General features: G+C 67.0%; 26 protein-coding genes, 1 tRNA gene and 1 pseudogene. 21 read left to right on the top strand and 7 right to left on the bottom strand.

Translation table 11 applies throughout. From position 1 onward, the window contains the following. Positions 1-148: 148 nt before the first annotated feature. From ftsZ to ACZ50Z_RS09750, 7 genes are all read left to right on the top strand, one after another. Entirely contained in the window at positions 149-1,306 is a 1,158-nt protein-coding gene (gene ftsZ, locus ACZ50Z_RS09780; RefSeq protein WP_464483366.1) for a cell division protein FtsZ, read from the top strand. A 101-nt stretch (positions 1,307-1,407) separates the two neighbouring features. Continuing rightward, positions 1,408-2,115 (top strand): peptidoglycan editing factor PgeF, encoded by a 708-nt coding sequence (pgeF, locus tag ACZ50Z_RS09775; protein ID WP_464483365.1) that lies wholly within the window; start codon positions 1,408-1,410, stop codon positions 2,113-2,115. Positions 2,116-2,120: 5 nt separating this feature from the next. Beyond that, on the top strand, positions 2,121-2,897 hold the full coding sequence (locus tag ACZ50Z_RS09770; RefSeq protein WP_464483364.1) for a YggS family pyridoxal phosphate-dependent enzyme: 777 nt from the start codon (positions 2,121-2,123) through the stop codon (positions 2,895-2,897). Positions 2,898-2,963: 66 nt separating this feature from the next. Next, positions 2,964-3,620, top strand: coding sequence for a cell division protein SepF (locus tag ACZ50Z_RS09765; protein ID WP_464483363.1), 657 nt, complete (start codon positions 2,964-2,966; stop codon positions 3,618-3,620). Between the two features lie 165 nt (positions 3,621-3,785). Continuing rightward, positions 3,786-4,076: a YggT family protein gene (locus ACZ50Z_RS09760; RefSeq protein WP_003878110.1), complete on the top strand. Its 291-nt coding sequence runs from the start codon at positions 3,786-3,788 to the stop codon at positions 4,074-4,076. A gap of 263 nt (positions 4,077-4,339) precedes the next feature. Continuing rightward, positions 4,340-5,137: a DivIVA-like cell division protein Wag31 gene (wag31, locus tag ACZ50Z_RS09755; protein WP_464483362.1), complete on the top strand. Its 798-nt coding sequence runs from the start codon at positions 4,340-4,342 to the stop codon at positions 5,135-5,137. A gap of 92 nt (positions 5,138-5,229) precedes the next feature. Beyond that, on the top strand, positions 5,230-5,580 hold the full coding sequence (locus tag ACZ50Z_RS09750; RefSeq protein WP_464483361.1) for a phage holin family protein: 351 nt from the start codon (positions 5,230-5,232) through the stop codon (positions 5,578-5,580). A gap of 12 nt (positions 5,581-5,592) precedes the next feature. Here the strand turns inward: ACZ50Z_RS09750 and ACZ50Z_RS09745 are convergent. Continuing rightward, positions 5,593-6,279 (bottom strand): annotated as a pseudogene (locus ACZ50Z_RS09745) (phosphoribosyltransferase); the annotation flags it as partial. A gap of 643 nt (positions 6,280-6,922) precedes the next feature. Between ACZ50Z_RS09745 and ACZ50Z_RS09740 the strand changes: the two are divergent. The 3 genes from ACZ50Z_RS09740 to ACZ50Z_RS09730 all read left to right on the top strand — a co-directional run bounded on the left by ACZ50Z_RS09740 (position 6,923) and on the right by ACZ50Z_RS09730 (position 9,287). Next, a complete protein-coding gene (locus ACZ50Z_RS09740; protein ID WP_464483360.1) occupies positions 6,923-7,219 on the top strand; it encodes a hypothetical protein in 297 nt (98 codons plus the stop codon). Between the two features lie 524 nt (positions 7,220-7,743). Beyond that, a complete protein-coding gene (locus ACZ50Z_RS09735; protein ID WP_464483359.1) occupies positions 7,744-7,956 on the top strand; it encodes a hypothetical protein in 213 nt (70 codons plus the stop codon). Positions 7,957-8,189: 233 nt separating this feature from the next. Beyond that, positions 8,190-9,287: a three-Cys-motif partner protein TcmP gene (locus ACZ50Z_RS09730; protein WP_464483358.1), complete on the top strand. Its 1,098-nt coding sequence runs from the start codon at positions 8,190-8,192 to the stop codon at positions 9,285-9,287. Here the strand turns inward: ACZ50Z_RS09730 and ACZ50Z_RS09725 are convergent. Beyond that, entirely contained in the window at positions 9,282-10,028 is a 747-nt protein-coding gene (locus ACZ50Z_RS09725; protein WP_464483357.1) for a DUF5131 family protein, read from the bottom strand. The two genes, ACZ50Z_RS09730 and ACZ50Z_RS09725, sit on opposite strands and share 6 nt — an antisense overlap. Here ACZ50Z_RS09725 and ACZ50Z_RS09720 point away from each other — a divergent pair. Further along, a complete protein-coding gene (locus ACZ50Z_RS09720) occupies positions 9,942-11,045 on the top strand; it encodes a tyrosine-type recombinase/integrase (RefSeq protein ID WP_464483356.1) in 1,104 nt (367 codons plus the stop codon). The genes ACZ50Z_RS09725 and ACZ50Z_RS09720 overlap by 87 nt on opposite strands. A gap of 27 nt (positions 11,046-11,072) precedes the next feature. Here the strand turns inward: ACZ50Z_RS09720 and ACZ50Z_RS09715 are convergent. Then, a tRNA-Leu gene (locus tag ACZ50Z_RS09715) sits at positions 11,073-11,158 on the bottom strand. Positions 11,159-11,269: 111 nt separating this feature from the next. Between ACZ50Z_RS09715 and ACZ50Z_RS09710 the strand changes: the two genes are divergently transcribed. Next, positions 11,270-12,643, top strand: a complete 1,374-nt coding sequence (locus tag ACZ50Z_RS09710; RefSeq protein ID WP_464486158.1) for a M20/M25/M40 family metallo-hydrolase — start codon at positions 11,270-11,272, stop codon at positions 12,641-12,643. A gap of 36 nt (positions 12,644-12,679) precedes the next feature. Then, positions 12,680-13,210, top strand: a complete 531-nt coding sequence (locus tag ACZ50Z_RS09705) for a YbhB/YbcL family Raf kinase inhibitor-like protein (RefSeq protein ID WP_464483355.1) — start codon at positions 12,680-12,682, stop codon at positions 13,208-13,210. A gap of 78 nt (positions 13,211-13,288) precedes the next feature. On the opposite strand, the gene ACZ50Z_RS09700 is transcribed toward ACZ50Z_RS09705, so the two are convergent. Genes ACZ50Z_RS09700 through ACZ50Z_RS09690 form a run of 3 tightly spaced genes read right to left on the bottom strand, consistent with a single transcriptional unit; the run spans position 13,289 to position 15,719 of the window. After that, a complete protein-coding gene (locus tag ACZ50Z_RS09700) occupies positions 13,289-14,353 on the bottom strand; it encodes a quinone-dependent dihydroorotate dehydrogenase (protein ID WP_464486157.1) in 1,065 nt (354 codons plus the stop codon). A gap of 32 nt (positions 14,354-14,385) precedes the next feature. After that, a complete protein-coding gene (locus ACZ50Z_RS09695; protein WP_464483354.1) occupies positions 14,386-14,655 on the bottom strand; it encodes a DUF5703 family protein in 270 nt (89 codons plus the stop codon). Next, a complete protein-coding gene (locus ACZ50Z_RS09690) occupies positions 14,652-15,719 on the bottom strand; it encodes a YncE family protein (RefSeq protein ID WP_464483353.1) in 1,068 nt (355 codons plus the stop codon). The genes ACZ50Z_RS09695 and ACZ50Z_RS09690 overlap by 4 nt, the downstream gene beginning before the upstream one ends. Positions 15,720-15,828: 109 nt before the next feature. Between ACZ50Z_RS09690 and ACZ50Z_RS09685 the strand changes: the two genes are divergently transcribed. The 8 genes from ACZ50Z_RS09685 to ACZ50Z_RS09650 all read left to right on the top strand — a co-directional run bounded on the left by ACZ50Z_RS09685 (position 15,829) and on the right by ACZ50Z_RS09650 (position 22,033). Next, complete coding sequence (locus tag ACZ50Z_RS09685) at positions 15,829-16,131, top strand: hypothetical protein (protein ID WP_464483352.1); 303 nt, start codon at positions 15,829-15,831, stop codon at positions 16,129-16,131. Positions 16,132-16,177: 46 nt separating this feature from the next. Beyond that, positions 16,178-16,930, top strand: a complete 753-nt coding sequence (locus ACZ50Z_RS09680; RefSeq protein ID WP_464483351.1) for a histidine phosphatase family protein — start codon at positions 16,178-16,180, stop codon at positions 16,928-16,930. A gap of 61 nt (positions 16,931-16,991) precedes the next feature. After that, positions 16,992-17,579: a DUF3090 domain-containing protein gene (locus tag ACZ50Z_RS09675; protein WP_464483350.1), complete on the top strand. Its 588-nt coding sequence runs from the start codon at positions 16,992-16,994 to the stop codon at positions 17,577-17,579. Beyond that, positions 17,563-18,378 carry an SCO1664 family protein gene (locus ACZ50Z_RS09670; protein WP_464483349.1) on the top strand — a complete coding sequence of 272 codons (816 nt, stop codon included), beginning with the start codon at positions 17,563-17,565 and terminating at the stop codon, positions 18,376-18,378. The genes ACZ50Z_RS09675 and ACZ50Z_RS09670 overlap by 17 nt, the downstream gene beginning before the upstream one ends. A 75-nt stretch (positions 18,379-18,453) precedes the next feature. Further along, positions 18,454-19,221: a 3'(2'),5'-bisphosphate nucleotidase CysQ gene (locus tag ACZ50Z_RS09665; RefSeq protein WP_464486156.1), complete on the top strand. Its 768-nt coding sequence runs from the start codon at positions 18,454-18,456 to the stop codon at positions 19,219-19,221. A 44-nt stretch (positions 19,222-19,265) separates the two neighbouring features. Next, a complete protein-coding gene (mshC, locus tag ACZ50Z_RS09660) occupies positions 19,266-20,501 on the top strand; it encodes a cysteine--1-D-myo-inosityl 2-amino-2-deoxy-alpha-D-glucopyranoside ligase (RefSeq protein ID WP_464483348.1) in 1,236 nt (411 codons plus the stop codon). Positions 20,502-20,829: 328 nt separating this feature from the next. Next, positions 20,830-21,102, top strand: coding sequence for a hypothetical protein (locus ACZ50Z_RS09655; protein WP_464483347.1), 273 nt, complete (start codon positions 20,830-20,832; stop codon positions 21,100-21,102). A 52-nt stretch (positions 21,103-21,154) separates the two neighbouring features. Next, a complete protein-coding gene (locus ACZ50Z_RS09650; RefSeq protein ID WP_464483346.1) occupies positions 21,155-22,033 on the top strand; it encodes an SDR family oxidoreductase in 879 nt (292 codons plus the stop codon). Here ACZ50Z_RS09650 and ACZ50Z_RS09645 read toward each other — a convergent pair. Further along, positions 22,030-23,475 (bottom strand): amino acid permease, encoded by a 1,446-nt coding sequence (locus tag ACZ50Z_RS09645; protein WP_464483345.1) that lies wholly within the window; start codon positions 23,473-23,475, stop codon positions 22,030-22,032. The two genes, ACZ50Z_RS09650 and ACZ50Z_RS09645, sit on opposite strands and share 4 nt — an antisense overlap. Positions 23,476-23,578 lie beyond the last annotated feature (103 nt).

The following is a 23,578-nucleotide window of genomic DNA, read 5'->3' as shown; positions in this document are numbered from 1 at the left end:
GCCGTGCCCATACCGTTCTGGTTGCGCGGAACTACTTGACATAACTCTAACTCTATGGTTGAGGTTGAGGGTTTGCCAGGGAGGACCGCCACCGTCCGGAGGAGCCCACCACCGGGAGAGCCAAGCCCATCAGGGAGGAAGACGAATGATGACCCCCCCGCACAACTACCTGGCCGTGATCAAGGTCGTGGGTATCGGTGGCGGCGGCGTCAACGCCGTCAACCGAATGATCGAACAGGGCCTCAAAGGCGTCGAGTTCATCGCGATCAACACCGACGCGCAGGCGCTGTTGATGAGCGATGCCGACGTCAAACTCGACGTGGGCCGCGACTCCACCCGCGGCCTCGGCGCCGGGGCGGACCCGGAGGTCGGGCGCAGGGCCGCCGAGGACGCCAAGGACGAGATCGAAGAGCTGCTGCGCGGGGCGGACATGGTGTTCGTCACCGCCGGTGAGGGCGGCGGGACCGGCACCGGTGGGGCTCCCGTCGTCGCCAGCATCGCCCGCAAGCTGGGTGCGCTGACCGTCGGTGTGGTCACCCGGCCGTTCTCGTTCGAGGGCAAGCGACGCGGCAACCAGGCCGAAAGCGGGATCGCGGCGCTGCGGGAGAGCTGCGACACCCTGATCGTGATCCCCAACGACCGGCTGCTGCAGATGGGTGACGCCGCGGTGTCGCTCATGGACGCCTTCCGCAGCGCCGACGAGGTGCTGCTCAACGGTGTCCAGGGCATCACCGACCTGATCACCACACCGGGTCTGATTAATGTCGACTTCGCCGACGTCAAGGGCATCATGTCCGGCGCCGGCACCGCCCTGATGGGCATCGGCTCGGCGCGCGGCGAGGGCCGCTCGCTCAAAGCCGCCGAGATCGCCATCAACTCGCCGCTGCTGGAGGCGTCGATGGAGGGCGCGCAGGGCGTGCTGATGTCGATCGCCGGTGGCAGCGACCTGGGGTTGTTCGAGATCAACGAGGCGGCCTCGCTGGTGCAGGACGCCGCGCACCAGGACGCCAACATCATCTTCGGTACCGTTATCGACGACTCGCTGGGCGACGAGGTGCGCGTCACCGTCATCGCGGCGGGCTTCGACGCCACCGGCCCCGGCCGCAAACCGGTCATCGGCGGCTCTGCCGACAAGGAAGAAAAGGTCGGCGCGCACCGCATCGAGTCGGCGAAGGCCGGCAAGCTCACCTCGACGTTGTTCGAACCGGTCGACGCGGTCAGCGTGCCGGTGCACACGAACGGATCGACCTTGAATATCGGCGGCGACGACGATGACGTCGATGTGCCGCCGTTCATGCGCCGCTGAGGTCTCAATTTGCTTGCCAGTGCGCGACAAACCGGCCTCGAAACTTAGTGGGCCCGACGTCGATGCAGCCTGGCGGGCAACAGCTTACGGATACTGGTCACGTGAGTGTGCGCATCCGGAGGGTGACCACCACCCGCGCCGGTGGTGTCTCGAAGCCACCCTTCGACACCTTCAATCTCGGTGACCACGTCGGCGATGACCCGGCCGCGGTCGCCGAGAATCGCGGCCGGCTGGCGACCGCCGTCGGCCTGCGGGCCGGCCGGGTGGTGTGGATGAACCAGGTCCACGGCGATCGGGTCGAGGTGGTCGACGCCCCGCGCGAGGCCGCCGTCGACGACACGGATGCGCTGGTGACCCGCACGGCGCGACTGGCGCTGGCGGTGGTGACCGCCGACTGCGTTCCGGTGTTGATGGCCGATGCGCGCGCCGGTGTGGCCGCGGCGGTGCACGCCGGCCGGGTCGGGGCCCAGCGCGGGGTGGTGGCGCGCACGGTGGAGGCGATGGTCGAACTGGGTGCGCAGCCCGAGGACATCTCGGCCCTGCTGGGTCCGGCGGTCAGCGGCCACAACTACGAGGTGCCGGCGGCGATGGCCGACGAGGTCGAAGCCGCGCTGCCGGGCAGCCGTACCACCACCGGCGCTGGAACCCCCGGGCTCGACCTGCGGGCCGGAATCGCTTGCCAGCTCAAGGGTTTGGGCGTCACGGCGATCGACATCGATCCGCGGTGCACGGTGGCCGACCCGACGTTGTTCAGCCATCGGCGGGGCGCGCCCACCGGCCGGCTGGCCTCGCTGGTCTGGATGGAGTGACCGCGATGGCGGTGGACATATCCAATGGGGGAGACCGCGAATCGGAATTGACCCACGCATTGGCGGCGGTGCGCTCCCGCCTTGCCGCGGCGGCAGAAGCGGCGGGCCGCAATGTCGCGGAAATCGAAGTTTTACCGGTTACCAAATTCTTTCCAGCAACGGACGTCGTGACTTTGTCCCGATTGGGTTGCCGGGCCGTCGGCGAATCGCGGGACCAGGAAGCGACGGCAAAAGTGGCCGAAGTCACCCGGCTCCTGGCGGCTCCCGAACGGGCCCACGTGGGAAATCCGCGCTGGCACATGGTGGGTCACATCCAGCGGAACAAGGCCCGGTCGGTGGCCGGCTGGGCCCACACCGCCCACTCGGTCGACAGCGCCCACCTGGTGTCCGCGCTCGACCAGGGGGTGGGGGCGGCGCTGGCCGAGGGCCGCCGCACCGGTCCGATGCGGATCTATGTACAGGTCAGCCTCGACGGCGACGAGTCCCGCGGCGGCGTGGACATCTCCCGGCCGGGGGCCGTCGACCAGATGTGTGCGCAGGTCGAGGAGTCGACCAACCTGGATCTGGCCGGATTGATGGCCATCCCGCCGCTCGACTCCGATCCCGACGAGGCCTTTGACCGGCTGCAATCCGAACATCGGCGGGTGCTCGAGTCGCACCGGAACGCGGTCGGGCTGTCCGCCGGCATGTCCAACGACTTCGAAATCGCCGTCAAACACGGATCCACATGTGTGCGTGTCGGTACCGCTCTATTGGGCCGCCGGAGGTTACCGTCACCGTAAGTAGTCACTGCAGTAACAGTTTTATCACTAACACCAGGAATCCCAGGGGCTAGAAGGGTCAACGCAATGAGCACACTGCACAAAGTCAAGGCCTATTTCGGTATGGCCCCAATGGACGACTACGAGGACGAGTATTACGACGACCGCGCGCCGTCCCGCGGTTTCCCGCGCCCCCGATTTGACGAGTCCTTCCAGGGCTACGGCCGCTACGACCAAGACGACTACGACGACCCGCGCCGCGAACCCGCCGACTACCCGCCGCCCGCCGGCTATCGCGGCGGCTACGCGGACGAGCCCCGCTACGGCGCCGTCCACCCCCGCGAGTTCGACCGGGGCGAGAGGGCCGGCGGCCCGCGCTTCGGGTCGTGGTTGCGCAACTCCACCCGCGGTGCGCTCGCGATGGACCCCCGTCGGATGGCGATGATGTTCGAAGAGGGCCACCCGCTGTCGAAGATCACGACGTTGCGGCCCAAGGACTACAGCGAGGCCCGCACGATCGGCGAGCGTTTCCGCGACGGCACCCCGGTCATCATGGACCTGGTGTCGATGGACAACGCCGACGCCAAGCGGCTGGTCGACTTCGCCGCCGGGCTGGCCTTCGCGCTGCGCGGCTCCTTCGACAAGGTGGCGACCAAGGTGTTCCTGCTGTCGCCCGCCGACGTCGACGTCTCCCCGGAGGAGCGTCGCCGGATCGCCGAAACCGGTTTCTACGCATACCAATAGACGATCGGCGTCGGCTCGTCTCGAAGAGCCGACTGCAGCCGCGAACGGTTGAGCGACTCCCGGGGCCACGTCAGATGGGGCCCGTAACCCCGAGTCGGTAGGCTGACAGGCGCCGCGCACGCCCGCGGCGCTTGGCATCTCATCGATAAGGTCGGGGCACTTCAGTTGGTGTTGTTCTTTCAGATCCTTGGGTTTGCGCTGTTCATCTTCTGGCTGCTGCTCATCGCTCGGGTCGTCGTTGAGTTCATCCGCTCGTTCAGCCGGGACTGGCATCCCACCGGGATCACCGTGGTGGTGCTCGAGATCATCATGTCGATCACCGATCCGCCCGTGAAACTGCTTCGCCGGTTGATCCCCCAACTCACCATCGGGGCGGTCCGCTTCGACCTGTCGATCATGGTGCTGTTGCTGGTCGCGTTCATCGGGATGCAGCTGGCGTTCGGCGCCGCCGCGTGACCCGATTCCGACCCGCGGACTTCAGCCGCCGTTCCGGCCCGGAGACGGTTCGGACACGTTTTAGTGTCGGTGTGGTTCCCGCGATTTAAAATTTCTAAGGTTTCGGATTTTATTGGCCTCAATGTTTGAAATTGGCTCTTATTTATTGGGCTAATCAGCAACCGTCGCGCCTGGTGTGACAGGATGGACGGCAGTTGCACTACGGCTACCACTGCGTTCTACACTTTCCAGAACGTTCGACAGGAACTTGAGGGGACGAAACAATGCCGCTTACACCAGCCGACGTCCACAATGTGGCGTTCAGTAAGCCACCGATCGGCAAGCGGGGCTACAACGAAGACGAGGTGGATGCCTTCCTCGATCTGGTGGAAGCCGAGCTGACGCGACTCATCGAAGAGAACAGCGATCTGCGGCAACGGATTGAAGAGCTGGACCAGGAGCTGGCGTCGGGCGGCGGCGCCGCCGCGCCGGCCGCGGCCGCCGCGCCCACGCAGGCGATCCCCGTCCGCGAGCCCGAGCCGGAGCCGGTGAAGGCCGCGGCCGCGCCGGCCGCCGCGGTCAACAACGAGGAACAGGCCATGAAGGCCGCTCGGGTGCTGAGCCTGGCCCAAGACACCGCCGACCGGCTCACCACCACCGCGCAGGCCGAGTCGGAGAAGATGCTGTCCGACGCCCGCGCCAACGCCGACCAGATTCTCAGCGAGGCCCGCAGCACCGCCGAGACCACGGTCACCGAGGCCCGCCAGCGCGCCGACGCCATGTTGGCGGACGCGCAGACCCGTTCGGAAACCCAGTTGCGCCAGGCCCAGGAGAAGGCCGACGCCCTGCAGGCCGATGCCGAACGCAAGCATTCCGAGATCATGGGCACCATCAACCAGCAGCGCACCGTTCTGGAAGGCCGCCTCGAACAGCTCCGCACCTTCGAGCGCGAATACCGCACCCGGCTCAAGACCTACCTGGAGTCTCAGCTCGAGGAACTCGGCCAGCGCGGGTCGGCGGCCCCCGTGGACTCTAGCGCGGACGCCGGCGGGTTCGACCAATTCAACCGGGGCAACAACTAGCCTTTCAGCTGTGCCGGACGCTCGCCGAGCTTCGGGGTTGGCACACTAGGTCTTGAACACCGCAGTCCCGCTCGTCGCCTGGAGGATGCCCGATGCTCGTCATTGCGCTGGTATTGGCCCTGATCGGGCTCGTCGCGCTGGTGTTCGCGGTCGTCACGAGCAACGAGCTGGTCGCCTGGGTGTGCATCGCCGCCAGCGTGGTGGGCGTGGTGTTGTTGATCCTCGATGCTCTGCGGGAGCGTCAGCAGCGCGAGCCCGTGGGTGATGAGGATCAAGATGCGGGCCAGGATCTAGAAGAGGCCCCTGCCGACGAGGACGACTACGTCGACTATCCCGAGGAAGTTGCCGCCGAGGACGAGCCGGGGGCGGCCGCCGAGGCGACGGAGCCGACGGAGGAATCCGGCGTCGCGGCCGAGGGCCGCAGCGACGAGCCCGCCAAGTAACGTTCGGCGCGCTCAGCCGGTCGGCATGGCGAGCAGTTCGCGCACCTCGTCGTCGCTGACCTGATGAAAGTCGTCGTAGACCTGCCCGACCGCCTCGAATCCGGGCGGTGACGTCACGCACACCACGTCATCGGCCTCCCGCGCGAGGTCACGGCAGGTCGACTCCGGCCCCACCGGAACCGCGACGACGATCGATTTCGGTCCCGCGGCGCGCACCGCGCGCACGGCGGCCAGCATGCTGGCGCCCGTGGCGATCCCGTCGTCGGCCAGGATCACGACCCGGTCGCGCAGGTCGGCGATCGGCCGGTCGCCCCTGTAGGCGTGTTCGCGCCGGAGCAGTTCGGACGTCTCGCTGTCGATCGCCTGGCGCACCTGCTCGTCGGTGACGCGCAAGCTGGCCACGACATCGTCGTTCATCACCAAGCCGCCGCCGCTGGCCAGGGCGCCCATCGCCAGCTCGGACCAGTCCGGCACCCCCAGCTTGCGCACCAGGAACACATCCAGCGGGGCCCGTAGGGCGGCGGCGATCTCCCAGGCCACCGGCACGCCCCCGCGCGCCAGCCCGAACACCAGCACGTCGTCGCGGCCGGCGTAGGAAATCAGCTCCTCGGCCACCGCGCGACCGGCCTCGCGGCGGTCACGAAAAATGCGTGTCGCCGTTCGCCGGAGAAAGCCGTCCCGTCGGTTCATGGGTCGCATACCAGCCTACGTGGGAAAGCCTACGCGCGGGCCGGTGTTCTGGATCGCCGCTCGGCCGGCTGGCCCGCGCAAGCGCAATGAGGTTGCGCGGCAAGGCGATTGGACGCCGCAACGATGTTGGTTCGAGCAACGCCGTCGGCGCACGGGAGGGCCGCAGCATGGGTGTGATTCGCGGCTTCGCCGCTCAACACGCTCCGTCGGCCCAGAGGTGAATGCCAGCATCCACTTCGCTCGCCTCAGTCGCGTGTCCGAGGGGGAGTTGAACCCCCGCAGACTTCCCAGGTCAGGGGACGTAAAACTAGCTTTAGCTGCTGAAACACATGACTGTGGTTCACGCGAGCTATCCCGGATTCAGGGGATTTTGTGTCCAAAGCGTTTCCAGGCTCGCCGGGGAGAAGCGTGCTTCCCCAGGGGGTCGGCGGCGATGTCTGTGCGGATACCGACAGATGTCGCCCCTCGACATTTGTGCTATTCGCGACATATGTGCGACTTCCCTTGCAGCCCATGATAGTTCAGGATTTATGCGGTTAACTTCACTGCATGACGACCGCTATCAGCATCCCGACCGACCCCTGAATCCGCCGCGCTCGACCTCCTGGCCCGGGCCGCGGAAGACGCGACCGGAAGCACCGCGTTTCGCGCCGTGCTGCAAGACCTCGCGGGCGCTCTCCACGTCGAGGACGCGCTGTCCGGCCTTGTCTGGGTGGACGCTCGACATGTCGCCGCTGCGGTGTCGTCGACGTCTGCACGGCGGCGGTACCCAGTGGAATCGCTGCGTTGTCGTGCTGCCGCGGTGCGCACCGTGCCACTCGGCGACGACCTGGTTGCGGCCATCGCCGCTGTCGGCGTCGCCGGCTACCTGTTCCCCGGCGACGAAGACGGTCACCTGTCGCCGCGGTGGGCCGGCAAGCTAATGACCGGCGCGTTGCTCGACCATTGACTGCTCACACGCTGCGGCACCGATTCGCGACGAGGCGTACCGCGGATCCCGCAACCTACGGGCGGTGCAAGACGCTGCTCGGACATTCCAACCACGCGACGACGCAGCGGCATACCGCCGTCGACGATGACGAGATGCGGGCCGCGGCTTTGTCGGCGACGAGCGTCGAATAATCCGCCGCGGGTCGCCAACCGCGAATATCCGGTGTTATGGGTGTTAGTGAGGCTAGTCGGACTATATGGCCTGAGCTGGGTTTCTACATTTGTTCTATAACCACACTATAGGTGCGCTATACCTTTCCTATAGGTTTGCTAAATCAACCCAGAATCAAACCGACATCAACCAGCAGTCCAGTTATAGTCAACCTATAGAGCAACTCTAATCAGCGGTAATAGCCGTTGCAGACCGGACGAGGTCGAGTATTCCGGACCCGTGTCACCGAATCCAGAGTGTTTGCCAGATTTGCGCGGCTGGTGTACCTTGGCCGGTGTCCATATGGAAGCGCAACGAAAGGACGGTGGGAGATGACTACGGTCACCACCGAAATGTACGAAACTCGATTCGAAATCAGCTCTGGGAACGGCGGCAACGGCGCATGGAAGCACCAGACGACTGTTGGTCCACAGTCGGAGGCGGCGGCTCGCAAGTTCTACGACGAGGCCGTCGCCAATCCGCTCATGAGGAACATCGAGTTGGCTCGCGTGCGTGACGGCGAGGTGATCGCGCGGCACGCGTAAGTCCCACATTCGGCCCCCGGTGTGCCGCGGCCACGACCCGCGGCAGAAGGGGAGCGTTGGAGGGACCGCACGCGCAGTGCATCGAGCCGCGGCGCGCCGTCACGGTCGACGTCGGTCCCCTCCGACTAAAATCGAGATTCAGCCCCTTGGCTCGGTTGGTCGCGGCGCGCCGGTGTCGAGGAACACCCCGCCAGCCCCCGCCGCCGGAAAGTCACCACCCCATGCCGTCACTCATGGACTCCGACCCCAAGAAGTGGGTCATGGCCGGGCATACCCGTGCCAAGCATCAGATCTTGACCAGCTATCTGAGCGCGTGGTTTCCGATCATCTCGAAGTACCGCGGCAGGGTGCTGTACATCGACGGATTCGCGGGCCGCGGCCGCTACGACGACGGAAGTGAAGGCTCTCCGCAGCTTGCGCTGCGCACCCTCATCGAACATCCGATCCTCGCACAACGGCCGAACACCGAGTTCCTCTTCATGTACATCGAGAAGGACAAGAACAACGCCGCGGCACTGGAGGCCGAGCTTCAACAGATCGAGGACTCAGGTGCCATTCCCCAGAACGTGATGTGGGGTGTGGTCAACGGGTCGTTCGACGATGAAATGCAGCAGATGTGCGAGCGACTGCGGGAGCAAGGCAAGAACCGCGCACCCACGTTCGCCTTCATTGATCCCTTCGGATACACGCGCTTTCCCATGGACCTGCTCGTCGAGCTTGCGCAAAGTCCTGCCACCGAACTGTTCATCAACTTCATGGTGGGTTTCGTGCAACGGTTCGTAGAGCGCGAAGGTCAGGAAGATGCCATCGCGAAGCTGTACGGAAGAGAAGTAGCTGAGGTACTGAAAGGTGTTGTCGGAGAAGAGAAAAGGATCGAGCAACTCGTCGAGGTGTACATGCACACCCTGCGAGAGAAGACAGGCTTGCAGTACCTTCAGAAATTCTTCATGCTCAACAAGACAGGCAATGTCTCGTACGCGATGATCCACGCAACTGGTCATCCTCTGGGCCTGAAGAAGATGAAGGGCGCCATGTGGGACGCCGATCCCTCTGGCAGGTACCGGTTTTCAGACCGCATGGATGGCGAGGACGTCCTGTTCGTCGCCGAGGCGGACCTCACACCGCTCAAGCGGGTGATCAGCGCACAGTTCCGCGGGCGCCAAGGTGTCAACGGTGCTGAAGTGCGGGAGTGGACGGAACTAGAAACTCCCTTCCGGGAGAAGCACGCGACCACCGTGCTGAAGGAGTTCGAGGCGACCGGCGTTATCGCGGTGCACCGAGAGAAAAAGGTCCACCAATTCGGGCCGAAGGTTACGTTCGACTTCCTATAGCCCGACGGCGAGCGGCATCTCGTCCCACAGCAGACCGTCCAGTTCTCTGCCGAGAGCCTTCGGCGTCCGGCCGCCCCACTGTTTGAAGAAGAACGCGACGCCCGCATCCTGGCACGCGTCGCGGATCCCGCGCACCCACTCGCCGTCGACGCGACGATGGTTCGGACCTGACTCGCCACCGGCGATCACCCAATCGATCCCGTCGAGGTTCAATCCGTCGAGCGCCCCGATCAGCGGCTCGCACGATAGGAATCGGACCGCCGCGGGGACGTCGCGCAGATGGTCGACACGCGGCAGGGCATCGGCATTCTCCACCGAGACGCCCATCCACAGATTGCTTGGCCAGTCGAGGGTTTCGCCGAGGCGACGCAGCCGCAGACTGCGCTTCGTCAGCACCTGATAGGTGTGCTGCGGCGTATCACGGCACACGTCGAATACGTCTCGGATGAAGCTCACCGGCACACGGGCGTGAAACAGATCAGACATCGAGTTGACGAACACCACGCGGGGCTGCCGCCAGCGCCGCGGCTCATCGAGCGCCTGGGGGTGAATGGTGATGCCGAAACCCGGTCCAGACGTCCGTGGATCACCGTCAGCCTGATACTTCGCAGACCCCATCGCCTTCAACCGCTTCGCCAACGTCATGGCGTAGCAGTGGTCGCAGCCCGCGGAGATTCTGTCGCAGCCGGTGACCGGATTCCAGGTGGCCTCGGTCCATTCGATCGCCGACTTGCTTGCCATCTCCTTGCACTCCCGTCACGTCCTTCGCTCGAACGTTTGTTCGAAACCTTAATCTTTGATAGTAGGCTACCCGGATCCCGTAGCGATAGTTTCCAGGTCAGACGAGTTCGTGTCGTTCGTCGACGATCGCCTAATGCCTACGGCAAGCACATCGAACCCAAGTGGGCTGCGGTCCCGGTCGGCAAGGTGGACAGTCTCGATGTGAAGGCGTGGGCCGCGTCGATGACTCGGGACGGGTCGAGCGCCACCGTCGTGAACCGCGCGATCGGCATCCTGGCCGGCGTGCTCGACGATGCCGTTGAGCACCGGGCGTTGGCGATCAATCCGGCCCGCCGGTTCAAGCGCGGCGAGAAGCCCAAGATGGCGCCGAAGCGTCACGTCTATCTCACCGAGGCGGACGTGTGCCGGCTGGCGGAAGAGTCCGGCAGCTATGCCGATCTGGTGCTGACGCTGGCGTTCACCGGCCTGCGGTGGGGCGAGGCGATCACGCTCACCGTCGCGGACGTCGAGTTCCTCAAGCGCCGCATTTCGGTTCACCGCAACGCCGTTCAGGTCGGGCAAGAGTTCGAGGTCGGCCAAACGAAGGGCGAGGAGAACCGCATGGTTCCGGTGGCGGCGTCGGTGCTGTCCCGGCTGGCCGTGCGGTGCGAGGGCTGCTCGGCCGACGATCTGCTGTTCCCAGCGCGCAGCGGCGGGTACTTGAAGCGTCCCAGCTACGACACGACGGGATGGTTCAACCGGGCGGTCGAGCGCGCGGAAGTGCAGACGATCACGCCGCACGATCTGCGGCATACGTGCGCGAGCTTGGCTGTCAGTTCGGGGGCGAATGTCCTTGCGGTGTCGCGAATGCTGGGCCACAAGGATCCGAGCGTGACGCTGCGGATCTACGCCGATCTGTTCGACAGCGACCTCGATGCGGTGGCCGTGAATCTGGACGCGAAAATCGCGGAGAGTGTCCAAAGTGTGTCCAAAGCGCCCGTCGACCGGCGCCGTAAACGCCGCATATCTGCCGTCTAGCTGCGCCGATGCACTGTCATGATGTTGTGTCCGAGGGGGGACTTGAACCCCCACGCCCATTAGTAGGGCACTAGCACCTCAAGCTAGCGCGTCTGCCATTCCGCCACTCGGACAAGGCCAAACCAGCATGGGTTGGCAGCTAAGGCTATCGGATTGCCCGCCGCGAACCAATCCAGCTCCCTGGGACGCGTCGGCGCTCGGCATCGAGCCGTTCGGCCGTGGCAATGGTAGGAAAGGGGGTTGTGACCATTCAGAGCGGGGCGACCGAGGAGCCGACCAAGCCGAGCGACGACGTGGTCGAGGTGGTCAGCAAGCTGATCCGGTTCGACACCACCAACACCGGCGAACCGGAGACCACGAAGGGCGAGGCCGACTGCGCGCAGTGGGTCGCCGAACAGCTCGCCGAGGTCGGCTATCCGCCGCAGTACGTCGAATCCGGCGCCCCGGGCCGCGGCAACGTCTTCGTCCGCCTGCCGGGCGCCGACCCCTCGCGGGGCGGGCTGCTGATCCACGGGCATCTCGACGTGGTGCCGGCCGAGCCGACCGAGTGGAGCGTGCACCCGTTCTCCGGCGCGATCAAAGACGGCTTCGTGTGGGGCCGCGGCGCGATCGACATGAAGGACATGGTCGGCATGATGATCGTGGTGGCCCGGCAGTTGAAGCGGGACAACATCGTGCCCCCGCGCGACCTGGTCTTCGCGTTCATCGCCGACGAAGAGCACGGCGGGACCTACGGGGCGCAGTGGCTGGTCGACCACCGGCCGGATCTGTTCGACGGGGTCACCGAGGCGATCGGCGAGGTGGGCGGGTTCTCGCTGACCGTGCCGCGGCGCGACGGGGGCGAACGTCGGCTCTACCTGATCGAGACGGCCGAGAAGGGGCTGTCGTGGATGAGGCTCACCGCCCGCGGCCCGGCCGGCCACGGCTCGATGGTGCACGACCAGAACGCCGTCACCGCCGTCGCCGAGGCCGTCGCCCGCCTGGGCCGCCACCAGTTCCCGCTGGTGCTGACCGACACTGTCGCGCAGTTCCTCGCGGCCGTCAGCGAGGAGACCGGCCTCACCTTCGACACGGACTCGGGTGACCTGCGGGGAGCGGTCGAGAAGCTGGGCCCGATGGCCCGCATGCTCAAGGCCGTGCTGCACGACACCGCGAACCCCACCATGCTCAAGGCCGGGTACAAGGCCAACGTCGTCCCGGCGATCGCCGAGGCGGTGGTGGACTGCCGGATCCTCCCCGGGCGCAAGGAGGCGTTCGAGGCCGAAATCGACGAGCTGATCGGGCCCGACGTGACCCGCGAGTGGATCAAGGACTTCTCGTCCTACGAGACCAGCTTCGACGGTGACCTGGTCGATGCGATGAACGACGCCGTGCTGGCGCTCGACCCGGACGCGCGGACGGTGCCGTATATGCTCTCCGGTGGTACAGACGCGAAATCCTTCGCGCGCTTGGGTATTCGCTGTTTCGGTTTCAGCCCGCTGCGGTTGCCGCCGGATCTGGATTTCACCGCCCTGTTCCACGGCGTCGATGAACGGGTACCCATCGACGCGTTGCGGTTCGGCACCGACGTGCTGACCCACTTCCTGACCCACTGCTAGTTGACGAACGCAAGCCGATCATCCGAGAGGACCGCCATGAGCACTGCGCCCGACCCGTACGCATCGCTGCCGAAGCTGCCGACGTTCACGTTGACCTCGCAATCGGTCACCGACGGTCAGCCCCTGGCCAAGCCCCAGGTCAGCGGGATCATGGGCGCCGGTGGTGAGGACGTCAGCCCCCAGCTGAGCTGGTCGGGGTTCCCGGACGCGACGCGTAGCTTCGCCGTCACCGTGTATGACCCCGACGCGCCGACGGCCTCCGGGTTCTGGCACTGGGCGGTGGCCAACCTGCCGGCCGACGTCACCGAGCTGGCCGAGGGCGTCGGCGACGGCAGCGACCTGCCCGGCGACGCGCTGACGCTGGTCAACGACGCCGGGCTGCGCCGCTACCTCGGCGCCGCGCCGCCGGCCGGGCACGGCCCGCACCGCTACTACATCGCCGTGCACGCCGTGGACACCGACAAGCTGGATCTGCCCGAGGACGCCAGCCCGGCCTTCCTCGGTTTCAACCTGTTCCAGCACGCCATCGCGCGCGCCGTCATCCACGCCACCTACGAACAGAGGTAGGGCGGTTCTTACCCGCGAGACTGTAACCACCGACGGCTGCACTCGCGGAATGCGTTGGCGGTTACAGTCTCGCGCGGCTCAACGCCGCGCCGCCGAGCCGACCGCATCACTGAGCGAGGCGAATCCGTTCTCGCGCAGCCGTTGTGCGATGCCGTCGTGAATCTGCTTGGCCCACAAGCCTCCTCCGTAGATGAAGCCGGTGTAGCCCTGCAACAGCGAGGCGCCCGCGGTGATCCGTTCCCAGGCGTCTTGAGCGGTCTCGATGCCGCCCACGCTGATCAGCACCAGGCGGTCGCCCACCCGGCCGTGGAGCCGGCGCAGTACCTCGAGGGCGCGGCGCGCCACCGGCGGCCCGGAGATGCCGCCGGCGCCCAGCGCCTCGACCCCCGGCGTTGTCAGGCCGTCGCGCGACACCGTGGTGTTGGTGGCGACGATGCCTGCCAGGCCCAGTTCGACGGCCAGATCCGCGATGGTGTCGACGTCGGAATCGGAGAGGTCCGGTGCGATCTTCACCAGCACCGGTGTGGTGGTCTCGGCGAGGACGGCCGCCAGGATGGGCCGCAGCGACTCGACCGCCTGCAGGTCACGCAGACCGGGGGTGTTCGGCGAGCTGACGTTGACCACCAGGTAGGAGGCCAGCGGGCCGACTAGCCGGGCGCTCGCGCGGTAGTCGTCGACGGCCTGATCGGTCGGCGTCGCCTTGGTTTTGCCGATGTTGACCCCGATCGGCACCTCCGGGCGCTGGCGGGCGAGGCGCATCGCCAGCGCGCCGGCGCCGAGGTTGTTGAAGCCCATCCGATTGAGCAGGGCCCGGTCGGCGGGCAGGCGGAACATGCGCGGGGCCGGGTTGCCGGGCTGCGGGTGGGCGGTGACGGTCCCGACCTCGGCATGGCCGAAGCCGAGCGCGCCCCAGGTGAGCACGCCCAGGCCGTCCTTGTCGAAACCGGCCGCCAGGCCCAGCGGCCCGGGGAACCGCACCCCGAACACGGTGCTGGCCAGCACCGGATCGCTCGGGGCCAGCAGCCGGCGCAACAACCGCCGCGCCCGGGCGACGGCCGTGACGCCGCGCAGGAGGCCGAACACCAGCGTGTGAATGCGCTCGGGCGGGATGACGAAAAACAGCTGGCGCAGTAGGCCGTACAACCGGTGGCCGCCCCCGCGTGGTCGGGCGGGCGTCACAGTTCCGGCTGGTCGGGCCGCCGCCCCTCGATGGCAGCGCTATCCAGACGAGTTTTCTTGCGGCGCAACAACACTCGTCTGCTTCCATCGGTGTAGAGCCGCACCCTGGTCAACTCCCAGCCGCGGTATTCGGCCTCGATGGACAAGCGGGTCGACGCGCTGACCCGGGTCACTTCGGGGGGCAGGCGCAGCGGCGCCCATTCGTATTCGTCGGACATTTCGGTGTCCCAGTCCGCGGGCAGGCGGCTGCGCCGCGCCGCGGTCAACGCGTACCCGCCGCGTGGTCGATGACCTGAACTCCCGCACCGGATCCCGACACCACGTACAAGGTGTCCGACGCTTCGTCGAAGGCCAGCGAGTTGGGTTGCTGCACGGTCGGGTAACGCACCTTTTCGACGGGAATTCCGGTGGACAGGTCGTAACCAATGACGATATTGGAAACGGTCGCCGAAACCCAGGCTAACGCGCGGGAACCCGCCAGCCCGTAGGGCGCCTGCGGAACCGGATAGGCCTGCCGCAGGATCAGCGGGTCCACGCCGTACACCAGCAGCTGGCCGCCGCGGGTGTCGGCGACCAAAACGCGGCCCAGCGCATCGGCGGCCATGGTGGTGGCGCCCTTGCCGGCGCGCAGCGCCTGCTGGACGTGGCCGTCGGCATCGATCGTCGTCACCGACGTCTGCCCGCGGTCCAGGACTATCGTCGTATTTCCTTGTGTGGCAAGCCAATCGACGCGCGCGAAGATTTTGTTGCGATTGGCGACGCTCGCACTGCTCACCGCGCCCGGTGCCGGGGAAGCGAGGGTGTAGACGGCGCCATCGGCGCTGCCCAACACCAGCCTGCCGTCGGCGCGCCGGGCCACGGCGGTGAACTCGATCTGGGACGCTTCGCTGACACTCACCTGCGCCGTGCGGCCGCTGGACAACTCGACCGCGAAGTAGCCGCCGCGCGCGGCGAGGTAGACGGTTCCGCGGCCGTCATCGGTCAGCGCGGTGGCCGGTCCCGGCAGGTCGACGACGCGTGGCGGGGCCTGCGGGTCACCGAAAACGCTGAGGCTGGCGGGCGCCGCGGGGTCGGCGCCCGGCGCCAGGACCGCCAGCTGATGGGTGCCGGCATCGAACACGGCCGCCGCGGCGTGGCCGGCCAGCGGGCGCACCGCGCCAGCCGGCGGCCGCGACGTCGGCGGCGACACGGCCGGCAGCGCGGGTTCGATGGTGCGCGGCGCGGCGGCAAGCGGATTCGACGAACACCCGACCGCTGCACCGAGCAAAACCGCAAGGCTCAACAAACCGCGTTGAACTGCTAGCTTGTGGCGGCCCGGTCGTGACAGCAATTGCTTTCCCTCGTGGTGCTTCGGTGGAACACAAATTCTAAGGAACGCGGTCGCGCCCAACAGGCCATGCTGCCCGCGCCTGGCCGTACCGGCGAGGTATCGTCGGCTCATGGCCGTCACCGCTGACCGTCATATGACGCAGAAAGAGTTTGCTGTCGAAGACATGTCGACAGGTATTTTCGCTAGCGGATACGGACAAGTCGGTGATGGGCGAAGTTTTTCGTTCCACATTGAGAGCGGATCGCTGGTCGTCGAGGTTTACCGGCCACGCCTGGCCGGGCCTGTTCCGCAGGCCGACGAGGTGGTCGCCACCGCAGTCCGCGGTCTCGTCGATATCGACGTCACCGACGAGCGCAGCCTGAGTGCGGCGGTGCGCGACTCGGTGGCGCACGCGGAGCCGGTATCCCGCTGATCGAGTCCGGTCCTCGGGCCGCGCACGGGGTAGCGTCGTGGTCGACATGACCGTCATTCTGTTGCGACACGGCCGATCCAGTTCGAATACCGCGGGCATTCTCGCGGGTCGTTCGGAGGGCGTCGACCTCGACGACAAGGGCAGTGAACAAGCCGCCGGGCTGATCGACCGGATCGGTGATCTGCCGATCTGGGCGTTGATCACCTCGCCGCTGTTGCGCTGCCGTCGCACCCTCGAGCCACTGGCCGACGCGTTGTGTCTCGCGCCGCTCGTCGAAGAGCGGCTCGCCGAAGTGGACTACGGAGAATGGACCGGCCGCAAGATCGGCGAGCTGGTGAGCGAGCCGTTGTGGAAGGTCGTTCAGGCCCATCCCAGCGCGGCGGTCTTTCCCGGTGGCGAGGGCCTGGCGCAGGTGCAGGCGCGGGCGGTGGCCGCCGTCCGCGAGCACGACCGCCGGCTGGCTTCCGAACACGGTGGCGACGCGCTGTGGGTCGCTTGCACTCACGGTGATGTGATCAAGGCGGTCATCGCCGACGCCTACGGCATCCACCTGGACGGGTTCCAGCGCGTCACCGCCGACCCGGCATCGGTGAGTGTGATCCGGTACACCGAACTGCGCCCGTTTGTGTTGCACGTCAACCACACCGGCGCGCGGCTGTCCGCCGCACTGCGGGCGGGGCCGCCCCCGAAGGAAGAGCCAAAGGCCGAAACGGACGGGCAGTCCAACGGCGAGCCGCAGGCATCACCGGCCACCGGTGTGCCGTCCAGCGACGCCGTGGTCGGCGGTTCGACGGATTAATTCGGCTGCCACCACTATCGGATCGCACGGCGACGGCAACAGCCGGTATTTTGGAGGTGCCATGTCCCGCGCAATTCACGTCTTCCGCACCCCCGACCGCTTCGTGGCCGGGACCGTTGGCCAGCCCGGCAATCGCACGTTCTACATCCAAGCGGTGCACGACGCCCGGGTGGTGTCGGTGATCTTGGAGAAGCAGCAGGTGGCCGTGCTGGCCGAACGCATCGGCGCGCTGTTGCTCGAGGTGAATCGCAGGTTCGGCACACCGGTTCCGCCGGAGCCCGCCGAGGTCGAGGACCTCAAGCCGTTGATCACGCCCGTGGACGCCGAGTTCCGGGTGGGGACCATGGGCCTGGGCTGGGATTCGGAGGCCCAGACCGTGGTGGTCGAGCTGCTGGCCGTCACCGACGCCGAGTTCGATGCGTCGGTGGTGCTCGATGACACCGAAGAGGGTCCCGACGCGGTGCGGGTGTTCTTGACGCCGGAGTCGGCGCGGCAGTTCGCCACCCGCTCCAACCGCGTGATCTCAGCGGGGCGTCCGCCGTGCCCGTTGTGCGACGAGCCGTTGGACCCGGAGGGACATATCTGCGCACGCGCCAACGGCTATCGGCGCAACGCGCTGCTCGGGTCTGACGATGACCCCGAGATATGACGACCATGAGGTGTTGCGGCACGGCGAGCTGACGGTCATCGGACGGATCCGCTCGGCCAGCAACGCCACCTTTCTGTGCGAATCCACGCTCGACGAGCGCGCGGTGCATTGCGTCTACAAGCCGATCGCCGGCGAGGCGCCGCTGTGGGACTTTCCGGACGGAACGTTGGCCGGCCGCGAGCGGGGTGCGTACCTGGTGTCGGTGCAATTGGGCTGGAACATCGTGCCCTACACGATCATTCGCCACGGGCCGGCCGGCCCGGGCATGTTGCAGCAGTGGGTGCAGCAGCCCGGCGACACGGTGGACACCGATCCGCGGCCGGGCCCGGATCTGGTCGACCTGTTTCCCGCCGGCAAGGCCCAGCCCGGCTACCTACCGGTGCTGCGCGCCCACGACTACGCCGGCGACGAGGTCGTATTGATGCACGCCGACGACATCCGCTTGTGGCGGATGGCCGTGTTCGACGTGCTGGTCAACAACGCCGACCGCAAGGGCGGCCACGTCCTGCGCGACCTCGACGGCCACATCTTCGGGGTCGACCACGGCGTGTGCCTGCACGTGGAGAACAAACTGCGGACGGTGCTGTGGGGGTGGGCCGGCAAGCCGATCGACGGTCAAACGTGTAAGGCCGTCGCCGGCCTGGCCGAGGCCCTCACCGGCTCGTTCGGGGACGAACTGGCCGAGCACATCACGTCCGCGGAGGTCGCGGCGCTGCGCATGCGCGCACACGCGCTGCTGGACAATCCGGTGATGCCCGGACCCAATCGGCATCGCCCGATTCCGTGGCCGGCTTTCTAGCGGCGATCGCAAGCGCGGCGTGGCGTCGGCGATACTGAATCGGTGAGCCGTGCCCCCGACGACGAGTCGGACGAGATGACCGATGCCGCGCTGGCCGCCGATCTCGCGGCCGAAGCGGGGGAGTTGTTGCTCAAAGTCCGCGACGAGGTCGGGTTCGGCTATCCGTGGGCGCTGGGCGACGCGGGTGACAGCCTGGCGAACGACCTGATCCTGCGGCGGCTGCGCGTCGAGCGGCCCGGCGACGCGGTGCTGAGCGAGGAGGCCTACGACGACGGGGCCCGGCTGCAGCACGACCGGGTGTGGATCATCGACCCGCTGGACGGCACCCGCGAGTTCTCCACGCCGGGCCGCGACGACTGGGCGGTCCACGTTGCGCTGTGGCAGCGTCCCAGCGACGGTCGGCGCGAGATCACCGACGCGGCGGTGTCGTTGCCCGCCCGCGGCAACGTCGTCTACCGCAGCGACACCGTGACCGCCGGCGCCGCGCGCGTCGGCGTCACGGACACCATTCGCATTGCCGTCAGCGCCACCCGCCCGCCGGCGGTCCTGCACCGGATGCGGCAGGCGCTGCCCATTCAACCCGTCGCGATCGGCTCGGCGGGCGCCAAAGCGATGGCCATCATCGACGGCGACGTCGACGCCTACGTGCACGCCGGCGGCCAGTGGGAGTGGGACTCGGCCGCCCCGGCCGGGGTGGTGATGGCCGCCGGGATGCACGCCTCGCGGCTCGATGGGTCGCCGATGCGCTACAACCAGCTCGACCCGTACCTGCCCGACTTCGTGATGTGCCGCGCCGAGCTGGCACCGATCCTGCTGGGCGCCATTCGCGACGCGTGGCGCTAAGGGCGATTCCGGGCCGCATCGTCCTCGCGCTTAGGCTGATTGCCATGCAGTCGTGGTCTTCCCCACAGGTTCCCGCGGTGCCGGGACGCGGCCCGGAGCTTCGGCTGTATGACACCTCTGACCGGCAGGTGCGTCCCGTGGCGGCCGGATCGACCGCCACGATGTATGTCTGCGGCATCACTCCGTATGACGCGACCCACCTCGGCCACGCCGCAACCTATCTGGCATTCGATCTCGTCTACCGCCAGTGGCTGGATCTGGGCCACGACGTCCACTACGTCCAAAACGTCACCGACGTCGACGACCCGCTGCTGGAGCGGGCCGAGCGCGACGGCATCGACTGGCGCGAGCTGGCCGAGCGCGAGGTGTCGCTGTTCCGCGAGGACATGGCGGCGCTGCGCATGCTGGCGCCCCGGGACTACGTCGGGGCCACCGAGGCGATCGCCGAGGTCGTCGAGTTGGTCGAGAAGATGCTGGCGTCCGGGGCGGCGTATGTCGTCGAGGGCGACTACCCGGACATCTACTACCGCGCCGACGCCACGCCCCAGTTCGGCTACGAGTCGGGCTACGACCGCGACACCATGCTGCGTCTGTTCTCCGAGCGCGGCGGTGACCCGCAGCGGGCCGGTAAGACCGATCAGCTCGACGCGTTGCTGTGGCGGGCGGCGCGCCCCGGGGAGCCCAGCTGGCCATCGCCGTTCGGCGACGGCCGGCCCGGCTGGCACGTCGAGTGCGCCGCGATCGCGCTCAGCCGCATCGGCAGCGGCCTGGACATTCAGGGCGGGGGCAGCGACCTGATCTTCCCGCATCACGAATTCACCGCCGCGCACGCCGAATGTGTCCGCGGCGAAAGGAGATTCGCGCGCCACTACGTGCACGCCGGGATGATCGGCTGGGACGGACACAAGATGTCCAAGAGCCGCGGCAACCTGGTGCTGGTGTCGACGTTGCGCGCCCAAGGCGTCGAGCCCGCGGCCATCCGGCTGGGGCTGCTGGCCGGGCATTACCGCGGCGATCGCTATTGGAGCGAACAGGTGCTCGAGGAGGCCGTCGCGCGGCTGCAGCGCTGGCGCACCGCGACCGCGCTTCCGGCCGGCCCGGACGCCGCCGATGTGATTGCGCGGGTGCGCCAATATCTGGCCGACGACCTCGACACCCCTAAAGCACTTGCCGCACTTGATGGTTGGACAACCGATGCGCTCGAATACGGTGGCCACGACACCGAGGCGCCTCGACTGGTGGCGACTGCGATCGACGCGCTGCTGGGAGTGGCCCTGTAACTGCAGGGTCGGCGCGGCCGAAATCCATCGCAAGAATTTTCCCTCGCGCTATGGCCGCCGGCGTGGATGACAGGGTGCGACGACGGTCATCGCCGCGAAACATGATGCTGCCCATTCGGCTGTTTACGCATCCGCATATTTGTTTGCCACAACCGCATTGCCGGGCGGCGGGGCGCGCTATGAAACACCTGTTTAACCAGCGGTAAAATTGGACAGGCGTCGAATTTGCGGCTCGTATTTGAGGTTTGCTGTATTGCCCAGGTGGGGATATATTTGTGGATGAATACTGGGTTATCAACTCGGGTCTGCCAGCGGAAGACGCGTCGACGTGGCCCAGAAGTGGCGCGGAGGAACGATGCACGAAAAATCAGCTCCGGCAGAGGGTTCGGGGTGGAACTTCGTAACACACGCCACCATCGGCGACGTCGAAACATGCCTGTGGCACCGCCAGGGCAGCAACGAGTTCGGCTGGCGGCCAGTTGAGAAGCGTTGGGGCGCAGTCGGAAAGGTCACACAAAAGCCAGTAACCGATTTCATCAAAATCTTGATGCCGCAAACAGAAGCACCGGACCCGTTGCCGCTTATTGCGAACGATTTATAAATCAGGCGCCGGCTCCGGCGTTCTAGATGCGCCGCACGGTACGTTGGCGATCATGAGATCGCTGCGGGACCAAGTCGTCTTCATCACCGGCGGTGCGCGGGGCATCGGGGCCGAGGTCGCCCGCCGGCTGGCCGCCAAAGGCGCCAAACTCGTCCTGACCGATCTCAACGAAGCGGAACTGAAGGCGCTCGCGGCCGAGCTCGGCGAAGACCGGGTCCTGACCGCGGTCGCCGACGTGCGCGACCTGCCCGCCATGCAGGCCGCCGCCACCCGCGCCGTCGAGCGATTCGGCGGCATCGACGTGGTGCTGGCCAACGCCGGAATCATGAGCTACGGGTCGGTGGCCCAGGTCGACCCCGACGCCTTCAAGCGGGTGCTCGACATCAACGTTCTCGGCGTCTTTCACACCGTGCGCGCCACCCTGCCCGCGGTGATCGAGCGCCGCGGCTACGTGCTGATCGTCTCGTCGCTGGCCGCGTACACGGCGGCTCCCGGCCTCGCGCCCTACAACGCCTCCAAGGCCGGTGTCGAGATGTTCGCCAATGCGCTGCGGTTGGAGATGGCCGGCCACGGCGTGAGCGTCGGCTCGGCGCACATGTCCTGGATCAACACCGCGCTGGTCCGCGATACCCAGACCGACCTGTCCGCGTTCAACCAGCTGCTGGCCAGCTTCCCATGGCCGATGAACAAGACGACGACCGTCGACAAATGCGCGGCCGCCTTCGTCAAGGGCATCGAGCGCCGCCGCACCCGCATTTACCGGCCCGGCTGGGTGGCCCTGCTCCGCTGGGTCAAGCCGGTGCTGTCCACCCCGGTCGGCGAATTCCCCCTGCACAAACCCGCCGCCGAGCTATTGCCCCAACTCGACGCCCAGGTCGCCGCGCTCGGCCGCTCCACGAGCGCCTATAACCAAGACCTCGGCAAGTCCTAGCCGGTCTGGTCCGCGCGCTGCGACGCGAGGGCCGCCACCCGGTGGCGCACCAGGAACCAGCCGGCGCCCAGCGCCGGGATGACGACCACGACCGTGCCGATGGTCCAGGTGCCGGTCTGTTTGTCGAAGGCCATCATGACCAGGACGCCGGCCAGAAACGCCAGGGTCAGATAACCCGAATACGGCGCCCAGGGCATGCGAAATTGCGGTCGTTGCAAAAGCCCGGCCTTGGCCAGCCGGTAGGCGCGCAGCTGACACAGCACGATGGTCGCCCACGACGCGATGACGCCCGGCGCCACGATGTTGAGCACGATCTCGAAGGCTTCTCCGGGATTGACCGCATTCAGGGCGATGCCGAACAGGCAGATAGCGGCCGCCATCGTGATACCGACGTAGGGCACCCCGTTCTTGGACATCCGGGTCGCGAACCTGGGGGCGCTGCCGCTCGAGGCCATCGAGTGCATGATGCGGCCGGTGGAATACAGCCCCGCGTTCAGGCTCGACAGGGCGGCGGTGAGCACCACCACGTTCATCACGTCACCGGCCCCGTGGAAGCCGATCGTGGAAAAGAAAGTGACAAAAGGACTTTCGGTGGCCTTGTAGGAGGTGTACGGCAGCAGCAACGCCAGCAGCGCGACCGATCCGACGTAAAAGATCGCGATGCGCGCGATCACCGCATTGATCGCGCGCGGCATGACCTTCTCCGGTTCGGCGGTCTCCCCGGCGGCCGTGCCCACCAATTCGACTGCGGCATAGGCGAACACCACACCCGAGGTGGTCAGCAACATCGCGAGCACGCCGGAGGGAAAGAGGCCGCCGTGGTCGGCCAACAGGCTCAGTCCGGTGCTGTGGCCGTCGACCCGATAGCGCCCCGCCAGGAAGACGATTCCCACGACCAGGAAGGCGACGAGCGCGAACACCTTGATCAGCGCCGCCCAGAACTCCAGCTCACCGAACCACTCCACCGAGATCAGGTTCATCGACAGCACGACGACGAGGGCGAGCAGCGCCAACACCCACTGCGGGACCGATTCGAAGGTCGTCCAGCGTCGCAGATACGTGGCGATCGCGGTGGTATCCACGATGGCCGTCATCGACCAGCCCAGGAAATACATCCAGCCGATGGCGTAGGCGGCCTTCTCGCCGAAGAACTCGCGCGCATAGGACACGAACGAGCCCGACGATGGGCGGTGCAGGACAAGCTCGCCCAGCGCTCGCAGGATGAGGAAGACGAAGATTCCGCACACGGCGTACACCAGGAACATCCCGGGGCCGCCCTTGGCCAGCCGGCCGCCCGCGCCCAGGAAGAGCCCAGAGCCGATCGCGCCGCCGATGCCGATCATCTGCACTTGCCGGGCTTTGAGTCCCTTGCGGTAGCCGGTGTCTTCGCCGAAGTCGCCGGCTACTGACGTGGGGTTGCCGTCACCAGGCAACGCGGGCATGAAACGTCCAATCGGTGGGTCGCGAAGCGATGCTTCCGTAGTTGTTCGGTCGCCGGCAAGTTCGGCAGCGCCGTCTTGTGGCGACCCGCTGCGCCCGGCTGCG

This window comes from Mycobacterium sp. NTMscope_MAC_269 (genome assembly GCF_976985695.1).
Note: the sequence above shows the minus strand (reverse complement) of the source record. Positions and strands in the feature narration are given on the sequence as shown.